This is a genomic window from Acidobacteriota bacterium, assembly GCA_016716715.1.
In the GTDB taxonomy this organism is placed as follows: Bacteria; Acidobacteriota; Thermoanaerobaculia; order UBA5066; family UBA5066; genus Fen-183.
The window spans coordinates 22,016-32,500 of sequence record JADJVE010000008.1 but is presented as its reverse complement, the minus strand read 5'-3'; the positions used below and the strand labels follow the sequence as shown (position 1 = coordinate 32,500).

The window sequence follows — 10,485 nt, the reverse complement described above, 5'->3', positions numbered from 1 at the left end:
GCGAGGCGCCGGCCGAGACGCGGAGGCGCAGGCGCGTGCCGTCGCCATCGCCGGTGAAGTCGAGAGCGTCGCCGCCCACCGGCTCAGGGCCGCGGAGCGGGCGCCGGGACCGGAGCCTCATCCCCCGCGCTCTCGGAGGCCTCGTCCGCCGGGAAGAGCGTGGCCTGCGGGTCGGGCGCGCGGAGCGGCACCGGGTAGCGGCCGGAGAAGCAGGCCGAGCACGTCTCGTGGTCGCCGTGGCCGAACGCCGCGAGCATTCCCTCGAGGCTCAGGTAGCCGAGGGAGTCGGCCTCGATGAACGCCCGGATCTCATCGAGGCTCTTCGCGGACGCGATGAGCTCCTTGCGGCGGGGCGTGTCGATCCCGTAGTGGCAGGGGTTCACGGTCGGCGGCGACGAGATCCTCATGTGGACCTCGCTCGCGCCGGCCGCCTTGAGCATCCGGACGAGCTTCTTCGACGTCGTCCCGCGCACGATCGAGTCGTCCACGAGAACGACGCGCTTGCCGCCGACGACCGAGCGGACGGCGTTCAGCTTCACCTTCACGCCGAAGTTGCGGATGGACTGCTTCGGCTCGATGAACGTCCGGCCCACGTAGTGGTTCCTGACGAGCCCCATCCCGTACCGGATCCCGCTCTCCTCGGCGAAGCCGAGCGCGGCGAACATCCCCGAGTCCGGCACCGGCACGACGACGTCGGCCGGTACCGGGTGCTCGCGGGCAAGCCGCTGGCCGAAGACGCGCCGGGACTCCGCGACGGACTTGCCGAAGATGGACGAGTCGGGCCGCGCGAAGTAGACGTGCTCGAAGACGCAGAAGGCCGTCCGCTGGCCCATCGCGAACGAGGCCGAGGCCGTGCCCCCGGCGTCGAAGACGACGATCTCGCCCGGCTCGACGTCGCGCAGCGGCTCGGCGTCGATGAGGTCGAAGGCGCACGTCTCCGACGCGACGACGATGGCGTCGGGCTGCCCGGGCACCTTGAGCCGGCCCATCGTGAGGGGGCGGATCCCCTGCGGGTCGCGGGCCGCGAGAACGCGGTCCTTCGCGAGGAGGACGATCGAGTAGGCCCCGCGCACGCGCGCCAGCGCCTCGCGCAGCGCGCCGACGACGTCCTCGCGGCGCGAGCGCGCCATGAGGTGGAGGAAGACCTCGGTGTCCGACGACGTCGTGAAGATCGAGCCTTCCTGCTCGAGCTCGCGCTTGATCTCGTCGGCGTTCACGAGGTTCCCGTTGTGGCCGATCGCGAGGGGACCCTTGTTCGTGTTGTAGACGATCGGCTGCGCGTTCTCGAGGCGCGACTCGCCCGTCGTCGAGTAGCGGACGTGGCCGATCGCCGAATGCCCGGGCAGGCGCGCGAGGCGGGCCTCGTCGAAGATGTCGGCGACGTAGCCCATCTGCTTCTCGACGGCCATCCTCTGGCCGGTCCACGTCACGATGCCCGCGGACTCCTGCCCCCGGTGCTGCATCGCGTAGAGGCCGAGGTACGTCAGGTTCGCGGCGTCCGGGTGGCCGAAGATGCCGAAGACTCCGCACTCGTCGCGGAACTTGTCCTGCGCTTCGTCCCGGTAGGCCCCCGCCACGCGGGGAGTCTAATTGATCTTCGTGTCGCCCTTTTCGAGCTTCGCGATCGCGTCCGCGATCCCCTTTTTGTTCGGCTCGTCCGGCGCCTGCTTGAGCGCGAGGCGGCCTTCCTCGAGGGCCTTCTTCGCGTCGCCGACGGCTGCGTAGCCGCGCATGAGTCCGACGTGCACGGGCCACTGGTCGGGGTAGCGCTTCGCGTTCGTCTGGAAGATCGCGAGAGCCTGCTGCGCCTTGCCCTCGGCGAGGAGACCTCGTCCGACCTGATGGATCTGGATCGGCGTCGCGCCGGGCAGGTTCACTGCCTTCTCCCAGGTCTTCGCGGCCTCGGCCTCCATCCCGTTCGCCGCCTGGGCGCGCGCGAGCGTCGTCTGCGCGAGAACCTGGCCCGCGCCGCCGAAATTCGGCCCCGTGGCCCGCTGCGCCCAGTCGAGCGCCTCGGGCAGGTTGATCTTGTTCTTCAGGCAGTAGTCCGCGGCCTGCTGCCAGTTCTCCCAGGTGAACCCCGTGTAGCCGCGCAGCGCGTCCTTCATCTTCGCGACCCAGCGCGCCGGCGCGTCGTCGACCGTCAGCGCGAGCGGGACCTGCAGGTCCTCCCACTTCAGGGCGACGGTCGCCTTCGCGTTCTCGCGCTCCGTGAACTCGTACGTGAGCCACTCGTGGTAGTCGCTCTTCGCGGGCTTCGCCGTGACCCGGAGAACGTCCTCCTTCGGGTCGTACCAGTACGCGCCCCAGGACGTCGTGTTCTTCGAGAAGATGAACGTCCACTCATCGGGCCCCGTGATCGCGAAGAGCCCGTAGGACCCGGCCGGGAGCGACGTGCCCTGCACCTTGATCTCCCCGGTGGTCGTGAAGACGGTGCCTTCGTTGGCCCCGGCTCGCCACGGGCAGGACTTGCAGTCGTTGAAGTCCAGCTCCGTCATCCCGTAGGGGACGAGCGTCCCCCAGATCTTCCCGCGGCGGTCGTTCCCCTTGAGGACGACGCGCGGGCTCCCGTACGAGATCGTGACGTCCACGGGCCCGACCTGCTGGGTAACGGAGGCCCGCTGGTTGTCCCCGCTGGCGGGGAGGTAGTGGGGCTGGGCGGCGGCGGGACCGGCGACGAATGCGGCAGTTGCGGCGAGCGCGAGGGCACGGACGATTCTTCTCATGCAGCTTGATACGCAGAGGGAAATGCTGTGTTTCTTAGAAAGTGAATTGAGCGACCCCTCCACCGCCCTATTACCTTTTAAGAAATCTCCCGGGTCTTCCGAAGTACCTCGTCCAGCATCTTCGGCGTCAGGCGCCTGGTGAAGGTGTTCTGCTGGCTGACGTGGTACGAGGCGAGGAGACGCTTGCCGCCCATCGCCGCCTCCGCCCCATGCGCGAACTTCGGCAGGGGCTTCGGCCTCTCTGCTCCGCTTGCGGCCAGAGCCTCGATCGCCGCCCGCCAGCCGTGCGCGCCGAGCGCGAGGATCACCCTCAGACTTTCGAGCTGAGCGATCTCGCGGACGAGAAACGGGAGGCAGCGCGCGAACTCCGCCGGGCTCGGCTTGTTGTCCGGGGGCGCGCAGCGGGCCGCGGCCGCGACGTACGCCCCGGTCAGGACGAGGCCGTCGTCGCGGGAGACCGACTCCGCCTGGTTCGCGTAACCCGCGCGGTGGAGAGCGGCGAACAGGAAATCGCCCGAGGCGTCGCCCGTGAACACGCGGCCCGTCCGGTTGCCGCCGTGCGCGGCAGGTGCCAGGCCCACGACGAGGAGGCGGGCGCGAGCGTCCCCGAAGCCGGACACGGGTCGGGCCCAGTAGCGCTGGCCGCGGAAGCGTCGCGGGGGGGTTGCGGCCGCCTCCTCGCGCCACGCGACGAGGCGAGGGCAGGCGCGGCAGGCGGCAATCTCGCGCGCGATCTTCCCGAGGGAGTCCGCCATGCGGCGAGAAGTCCTAGCGCTTGGTGGCGGGGGCGACGGCCGTGCTCGTGGCTTTCGCGGCGCTGGCTGCCGCGTCCTTCGTGGCAGTGGCGGCCTTGTCGGCGGCTTCCTTCGTGGCGACGACGGCCTTGTCCATGGCCTTCTCGGCAGCGGCGCCGTAGGACTTGGCGGTCTCGGCCGCAGAGTCCTTGGCCTTCTCGATTGCCTTGTCGGCGGCGGCGCCGGCCTTCTCGAGCGATCCCTTTTTTCCGCAGCCCGAAAGACTCAGGACGGAGACGAGGGCGAGCGCGAGGGCCCCGCCCAGAACACGACGGACGCTGACGGTCATCATCCTCTCCTTCGACGCTCTTGATCTCCGCCGGACGCGGGCTTTCGCTGAATCTCGAGCAGGAACGCGGCGCGGAGAAAGTATGACGACGCGTGCAGGAACGCAACCGACCAGCCGACGGCGCCATCCAGAAAGCCCCGTCTGAGGACGAGAAACCGGAAGAACTCGAACGCCGGCCGGAGGAAAAGGCCCGCGGCGCTCCCGCGCGCTCCCCGGTCGTAACGGTCCTCGGCGCCGAGCTGCGCGTATCGAGACGCCTTCTTGAGCGCGTCGGAAAGGTCCCGGTACGGGTGATGGATGAGCGGCGAGACGAGGCGTCCGACGTTTCCGTCCACCGCGAGCGCCTCGTGCACGCGCCCGCCCTCGGCGCGCAGTCCGCGCGACCGGCGTCCGAGGCGGAGCTTGTAGTCCGGGTACCAGCTGCCGTGCCGGATCGGTCGCCCCAGGAAGTGGGACAGCCGCGGCATGCGCCAGCCCGCCACCGCGGGGTCGTCGGCGTCGAGCACGGCGAGGATCTCCAGCCGGAGCGCCTCCGAGACGCGCTCGTCGGCGTCGAGCACGAGGACCCACTCGTGGCGCGCGAGATCGAGCGCCCGGTTCCGGGAGCCCACGAAGCCTTCCCAGCCGATGGCGACGAAGCGAGCGCCCGCGAGCCGCGCCCGCTCTCCCGTCGCGTCCGTCGAGCCGGTGTCGGCGACGACCACCTCGTCCGCGAAGGCCACCGATGCGAGGGCCGCCGGCAGGCGGTCTTCCTCGTTCTTCGTCAGGATCACGACCGAAAGCGGCGCGCGCACGGCGCAGACATTAGCAGGGCGCTATCCTCGTCCGCCGTGAGGCTGCTCGCGCTGGATCTCGGCCCCGGAATGCGCGGGGGGCAGCGCCAGTCCGCGCTCCTCCTGGCCGGCCTCGCCGCGCGCGGCCACGCGGTCCGCCTGCTCGCGCGCCGAGACGCGCCCCTCGCGGGCGCGGCTCGCGCCTCCGGAGTCGACACGGCCGAGGTGCCCGCGGGCTCGGAAGCCTCCCCAGCCCTGCTCCTCGCGGTCGCGCGCGCGGCGCGGTCCTTCCGGCCCGAGATCGTCTACGCCGGGGATGCGCACGGCCACGGCGCCGCGGTCTTCGGCCGCGCGGCGGCGGACGCTCCGCTCGTCGTCCACCGCCGCGTCGCGTTCCCGCCCGGCCGGAGCCCCCTCTCGCGGCTCAAGTACCGCGCGGCCGCCCGCTACCTCGCCGTCTCGCGCGCCGTCGCGGCGTCCCTCGAGGCCGCCGGCGTCCCGGCGGAGAAGATCGCCGTCGTCCCCGACGGGCTCCCCGCCGACGCGTTCCGCGAGAACGTCGCGCCTCCTCCTCCGCCGTTCCGGCTCGTCCACGCAGGCGCGTTCGACGGGCTCAAGGGCCAGGACGTCGTCGTGGAGACGATCGCCCGGCTCGCTGCGCGGGGGATCGACGCGCACGCGCTCTTCCTCGGCGGCGGCCCGGCGCGCGCCGGCGTCGAAGCGCTCGCCGCAGCGCGTGGCGTCGCGGACCGCTGCACGTTCGCGGGCCAGGTGGAGGACCCCGGCGTGCGCTTCGCGGCGAGCCACCTCATGCTCCTGCCCTCCGCGAGCGAGGGTGGGCCGCTGGTCCTCGTCGAGGCGATGGCGGCCGGATGTCCGGTCGTCGGGCACGACGTCGGGGGTTCGCGCGAGATGGTCGAGGACGGGGCCGCGGGCGTCCTCGTGCCGTCGCTCGATCCCTCCGCATGGGAGGAGGCCGTGGGCGGCCTCCTCCTCGACGCGGAACGCCGGTCCCGCCTCGTCGAAGCGGGGCGAGTGGCCGCGGGCGAGCGGAGGATCGAAAAGACGGTCGGGCGGGTCGAAGAGGAGCTTCTCGGAGTGCTGGGAGGCCCCGCGTGAAGACGCTCGTGAGGGCGACGAACTGGGTCGGCGACGTCGTCATGTCCCGCCCCGCGCTCCGAGCGCTCAAGGCCGCGGACCCGTCGGGACGCCTCGCCGTCCTTGCGCGGCCGTGGGTCGCGGAGCTGTACCGCCTCGCGGAGGAAGTGGACGACGTTCTCGTCGACGACTCCTCCGGACGTCACGCGGGCGGTCCGGGGCACGCGCGCCTCGCGGACGAGGTCCGGGACGCCGGCTTCGACCGGGCCGTGATCCTCCCAACCAGCTTCTCGACCGCCCTCGCCCTCGCGCGCGCGGGCGTCCCCGAGCGAATCGGCTACCGGGGCGAGGGCCGCGGCCCGCTCCTCACCCAGGCGCTCCGCCTCGACCTCGCAGCCGGCGAGCACCAGGTCTGGAAACACCTCCGTCTCGCGGCCGCCGCGGGCGCATCGCTCCCCGCGGCGCCGGACGTCTCGTGGGACGCGTCGAAGGAGGTCCGCGAGTCCGCGCGCGTCCGGCTCGCCGAGGCCGGCCTCTCAGGGCCGTTCGTCGCCGCGCACGTCGCGTCCTTCGCGCACGCCGCCAAGCGCTGGGACCTCGCACGTTTCGCCGACGTCTTCGACGGTCTGTCCTCGCGCGGCCTCTCGGTCGCGCTCCTCGGGAGCGCAGGCGAGAAGGGCGTCAATGGAGAAGCGGCGGCCTTCGCCCGGAAGGCGCGCGTCTTCGACCTGAGCGGAAGGACGACGCTCCCCGAGGCACTGGGAGTTCTCGCGTCCGCGCGACTCTTCGTCGGAAACGATTCCGGCCTCGCGCACCTCGCAAGCGCGGCCGGGACGCCGTCCGTCGTCGTCTTCGGGCCGACGGACCCCGACGCGACGCGGCCGTGGGACGGGCCGCGCACGGATGGCAGGCCCGTCCGCCTCGCCCTCGCGCGGCGCAGGACCCCGTGCGCGCCGTGCGGCTGGGCGGTCTGCCCGATCGACCACGGGTGCATGGCCGCCGTGACGCCGGCCGACGTCCTCGAGGCGGCCGAGTCGGTCCTCGACTAGCGGTACCGGTTGAGCCCGATCGTGACGGCGCGGACGTACAGCGTCTCGCACGCGCCCGGCCCCGTATCCGTGCGGGAGAGGCTCGACTTCCAGACGAACCCGTCGGGCCCGGCCACGTCCACGAGGTCGCCCTCCAGCCGAACGACGTCGCCCCGCCGCACGTGCGCGAGCGCGGACGCGACGCGGCCGCTCGCCGGAATGAGGTGCGTGTTCGCGGTGTGCGACGAGACGTAGGACACGTCGAGCGAGTCGTCGCAGCGCCAGGCGTAGAAGCGCCCCGTCTGCAGATAGGAGATGCGCGACCACGCGGGCTCCTTCGTCGCCGCTCCCCACGTCAGGACGAAGTCCCACGGAATGAGCGCGCCCGACGCGCCCGACCGGTAGCGCTCCGTCGCCCCAACGCGCGCGGCGACGTCGTACGCGGCCCGCGGCGTGATCCGGAACGTGCGCCGCCCGCGCGTCTCCGCGAAAGGCTCGTGCGCGGGCTCCTCCTGCACGGGCTCCTTGAGCGCGTTCGGGCGGGGGGCGCCTTCCGAGGACAGAAGTGCGAGCGGGATGCCCGGCAGGAAGCGGTCGACGGCGAGGAGCGCGACGAGCGCGATCGCCGCCGCCTTCAGGACGGCCGCCGCGCGTCCGCCCACGTCAGGCGCGGTGGGCGCGGCGGGCGCGCTCCTCGTCCACGAACCGGCACATCAGGTGGAGCGCCGCCAGGTGCAGCTCCTGAACGTGGGCCGTTTCGGTCGAGGGAACGACGATCCCGACGTCCCAGTTCGCGGCCTCGGCGCGCCCCTTCTCGCCCGTGAGGAACACCGTCGAAAGGCCGCGCGCCTTCGCCGCGGCGAGCGCCTTGAGGACGTTCGGGCTCTTCCCGGACGTCGTGAGACCGACGGCGACGTCGCCCTTCTTCGCGAGCGCCTCGACCTGGCGCGAGAACACGACGGAGTAGTCGTAGTCGTTCGTGCAGGCGGTCAGGATCGCGATGTCCGAGACCAGTGCGATCGCGGGGAGCGCGGGCCGGTCGTCCTTGTAGCGCACGACGAGCTCGGCCGCGAAGTGCTGGGCCTGCGTCGCGCTGCCGCCGTTGCCGAACGCGAACGTCGTCTTCCCGGAGAGCGCCGCGTCCGCGACGAGCCTGGAGGCCTTCGCCACGGCGGCCCCGATCGAGGCCTCGGCGCCCGAGGCCAGTGCCGCGAGGTCCGCGAAGTACGCGCGCATCAGGCGTCTCCCTTCATCCGCGCGACCATCGACGATGTCGAGCGGCCTTCCACGAGCGGCACGAGGACGACGCTTCCGCCCGTCGACTTGACGAACGGCGCGCCGACCACCGTCCCCTCCACGTAGTCGCCGCCCTTCACGAGAACCTGCGGGCGGATCTCCTCGATGAGGGCCTGCGGCGTGTCCTCGTCGAAGACGACGACGAAGTCGACGGCGTCGAGGCCCCCGAGGACCTGGGCGCGGTCGGACTCGGAGAGGATGGGCCGCCCCTCGCCCTTGAGCCGTTTCACGGAGGCGTCGCTGTTGATCCCGACGACGAGGACGTCGCCGTGCGCGCGGGCCTCGGCGAGAAGCTTCACGTGCCCAGGGTGGAGGAGGTCGAAGCAGCCGTTCGTGAAGACGACGCTCTTGTGCGCGCGCCGGAGCACGGCCGAAACGGACGCGACGTGCGCGCGCCCGAGCACCTTCTCGTGCGGCGAGGCGACGAGGCCTTCGAGGAGGTCGGCCCAGTGGACGGGCGCCGTCCCGACGCGAGCGACCGCGCAGCCGGCGGCGCGATTCGCGACCTCCGCGGCCCCGAACAGGTCGAGCCCGCAGCCGAGCGCGACGCCGAGCGTCGCGAGGACCGTGTCTCCCGCACCCGTCACGTCGAACACCTCGCGGGCCCGCGCGGCGATCCGGCGCGGCTCCTGCCCGCGGACGAGAAGCAGCATCCCCTCCTCGGAGAGCTTCACGAGGAGCGCTTCGAGGCCGAGCTCGTCGCGGAGCTTCGCGCCGAGGCGGGCGACGGCGGGCAGGTCGCGCGCCGTCTCGCCGGTGACGGTCTCGAGCTCCTTGCGATTCGGCGTCACGACGGTGGCGCCGCGGTAGCGCGCGTAATCCTTCCCCTTCGGGTCGACGAGAGCCGGAATCCCCTTGGCGCGCGCCGCTTCGAAGAGGGCGGACAGGACGGCCGGCGTCAGCGTGCCCTTCGCGTAGTCCGACACGAGGAGGACGTCCGCGGCGGCGACCGACGTCCGGGCGGCCGCAACGAGCACGGCTTCCGCGGAGGCCGAGAGGCCGGCCGGCAGCTCCTCGTCGACGCGGAGCATCTGGCGGCCCTCGGAGACCATGCGGCGCTTCACGGGCGTCGTGCGCCGCGGGTCCACCACGACCGTGCCGGAAGCTCCGGCGAGAGTCGTGAGGCGCCGCGCGAGCCACGCGCCCTCCTCGCCGGGGCCGACGGCGCCGAGCGTGACGGCGCGCGCGCCGAGCGACGCCAGGTTCTCGACGACGTTTCCGGCCCCGCCCGCGCGCCGGCTCATGGACGCGAGCGCGAGGAGCGGGACGGGCGCCTCGGGAGCGACGCGCTCGACGCTCCCGAGCCACGTCTCGTCGAGCATGAGATCGCCCGCGACGGCGACGGTCACGCTGGGGGACGCGGCGGCGAGGACGGCGATCTCACGCGGGGTCAACGGGGTTTCCTCCGGCGAAGCTGTTCGAGCGCATCGGCGAGAGAGGTTGCCAGTATCGCATCCGGCGCGCGCTCCACGACCTTCGCGCGGTGTTCCCGCCCGTGTCCCGTCAGGACGTGGGCCTGCGCCGCGCCGAGAGCGACGCCCGCGCCGACGTCGTCCCACTTGTCGCCGAGGACGGCCGAACGCCGCGCCGAGAGCCCGTGCGCCGCGAGCGCGCGCGTGTGGAGAAGCGTGCCGGGCTTGCGACACCGGCAGCGGACCGAGAGCTCCGGCACGACGCCTTCGGGAAAGTGCGGGCAGACGAGGACGCCGGCCAAGGGGACGCCGCGTGCCGCGAGCCGCCGGACGACCTCCGCGTTCACGGCGTCGACCTCGTCCCGCGTCAGGACGCCGCGCGCGAGGCCCGACTGGTTCGTAACGACGAACAGGAGCGTCCCCTCGTCCGTGAACGCCTTGAGGCGCCCGGCCGCGCCGCGTGCGAGCCGGACGCCGCGCGGGTTCTTCAGGTAGCCGCGCTCGACGATGAGCGTTCCGTCGCGGTCGAGGAAGAGCGCGTCCCAGCGCGGACGCGTCCTCACGGCCACGCGTCTCAAGTGCCTCCGGCGAGGGCTTTCTTCACGGCCTCGCCGAACGCCTGCTCCGACTGCGGCCCCGCGAGTTTCGCGACGAGCGCGCCCGTGCGGGAGTAGACGAGCGTGTACGGGACCGCGCCGTTCCAGCCTTCCTTGTCCACCGCGTCGACGAAGTTCTGGGGGTCGTGGCTCTTGGCCTGCCAGCAGACGAACGGGACCTTTTCCTTCGCGAGGTATTTCTCGACGGCGGGCGTCGCCTTGAGGGAGTCGACCGAGACGAGGACGACGGCGACGTCCTTCGTCGGGAATTTCTTCGCCGCGGCGACGAGGGCCGGCATCTCCTCGCGGCACGGCTCGCACCACGTGGCCCAGAAGTTGACGAGCAGGACGCGCCCCTTCTTCGGCGCGACGATCCGCGCCTTGTACTGCTCCGGCTTGACGAGCTTCACCGGCTCGGCCGCCGCCGGCGATGTCGCGCAGGCCAGCCAGCGCGGCCACCGCCGCGGCCGTCA

13 protein-coding genes (1 of these 13 running past the window's edge) are annotated in these 10,485 nt (G+C 72.4%); 2 read left to right on the top strand and 11 right to left on the bottom strand.

Annotated features, from left to right (window positions below):
* The 6 genes from IPL89_13575 to IPL89_13550 all read right to left on the bottom strand — a co-directional run.
* A protein-coding gene (locus tag IPL89_13575) for a DUF167 domain-containing protein (GenBank protein MBK9064206.1) crosses the window boundary here: on the bottom strand, positions 1 to 121 show its start. Its footprint begins 236 nt before the window's first position; only the first 121 of its 357 coding nucleotides appear in the window; the start codon lies at positions 119 to 121; its stop codon lies off the left edge, out of view.
* On the bottom strand, positions 84 to 1,577 hold the full coding sequence (locus IPL89_13570) for an amidophosphoribosyltransferase (GenBank protein ID MBK9064205.1): 1,494 nt from the start codon (positions 1,575 to 1,577) through the stop codon (positions 84 to 86). The genes IPL89_13575 and IPL89_13570 overlap by 38 nt, the downstream gene beginning before the upstream one ends.
* A gap of 9 nt (positions 1,578 to 1,586) precedes the next feature.
* Positions 1,587 to 2,726, bottom strand: coding sequence for a DUF2911 domain-containing protein (locus IPL89_13565; GenBank protein ID MBK9064204.1), 1,140 nt, complete (start codon positions 2,724 to 2,726; stop codon positions 1,587 to 1,589).
* Between the two features lie 77 nt (positions 2,727 to 2,803).
* Positions 2,804 to 3,481, bottom strand: a complete 678-nt coding sequence (locus IPL89_13560) for a uracil-DNA glycosylase (GenBank protein MBK9064203.1) — start codon at positions 3,479 to 3,481, stop codon at positions 2,804 to 2,806.
* A 13-nt stretch (positions 3,482 to 3,494) separates the two neighbouring features.
* Positions 3,495 to 3,809: a hypothetical protein gene (locus IPL89_13555; protein ID MBK9064202.1), complete on the bottom strand. Its 315-nt coding sequence runs from the start codon at positions 3,807 to 3,809 to the stop codon at positions 3,495 to 3,497.
* Entirely contained in the window at positions 3,809 to 4,603 is a 795-nt protein-coding gene (locus IPL89_13550) for a glycosyltransferase family 2 protein (GenBank protein ID MBK9064201.1), read from the bottom strand. The genes IPL89_13555 and IPL89_13550 overlap by 1 nt, the downstream gene beginning before the upstream one ends.
* A gap of 36 nt (positions 4,604 to 4,639) precedes the next feature.
* Here IPL89_13550 and IPL89_13545 point away from each other — a divergent pair, with 36 nt between their 5' ends.
* The gene (locus IPL89_13545; protein ID MBK9064200.1) at positions 4,640 to 5,701 is read left to right on the top strand and encodes a glycosyltransferase; all 1,062 of its coding nucleotides are present in this window, start codon (positions 4,640 to 4,642) and stop codon (positions 5,699 to 5,701) included.
* Entirely contained in the window at positions 5,698 to 6,729 is a 1,032-nt protein-coding gene (waaF, locus tag IPL89_13540) for a lipopolysaccharide heptosyltransferase II (GenBank protein ID MBK9064199.1), read from the top strand. The genes IPL89_13545 and waaF overlap by 4 nt, the downstream gene beginning before the upstream one ends.
* On the opposite strand, the gene IPL89_13535 is transcribed toward waaF, so the two are convergent.
* From IPL89_13535 to IPL89_13515, 5 genes are all read right to left on the bottom strand, one after another.
* Positions 6,726 to 7,370, bottom strand: coding sequence for a hypothetical protein (locus IPL89_13535; GenBank protein MBK9064198.1), 645 nt, complete (start codon positions 7,368 to 7,370; stop codon positions 6,726 to 6,728). The two genes, waaF and IPL89_13535, sit on opposite strands and share 4 nt — an antisense overlap.
* Position 7,371: 1 nt before the next feature.
* Positions 7,372 to 7,944, bottom strand: coding sequence for an SIS domain-containing protein (locus IPL89_13530; GenBank protein MBK9064197.1), 573 nt, complete (start codon positions 7,942 to 7,944; stop codon positions 7,372 to 7,374).
* The gene (gene rfaE2, locus IPL89_13525) at positions 7,944 to 9,326 is read right to left on the bottom strand and encodes a D-glycero-beta-D-manno-heptose 1-phosphate adenylyltransferase (GenBank protein ID MBK9064196.1); all 1,383 of its coding nucleotides are present in this window, start codon (positions 9,324 to 9,326) and stop codon (positions 7,944 to 7,946) included. The genes IPL89_13530 and rfaE2 overlap by 1 nt, the downstream gene beginning before the upstream one ends.
* Before the next feature lie 68 nt (positions 9,327 to 9,394).
* Positions 9,395 to 9,979: an HAD-IIIA family hydrolase gene (locus tag IPL89_13520; protein ID MBK9064195.1), complete on the bottom strand. Its 585-nt coding sequence runs from the start codon at positions 9,977 to 9,979 to the stop codon at positions 9,395 to 9,397.
* An 11-nt stretch (positions 9,980 to 9,990) separates the two neighbouring features.
* The gene (locus IPL89_13515; GenBank protein ID MBK9064194.1) at positions 9,991 to 10,422 is read right to left on the bottom strand and encodes a TlpA family protein disulfide reductase; all 432 of its coding nucleotides are present in this window, start codon (positions 10,420 to 10,422) and stop codon (positions 9,991 to 9,993) included.
* Between the last annotated feature and the right edge of the window lie 63 nt (positions 10,423 to 10,485).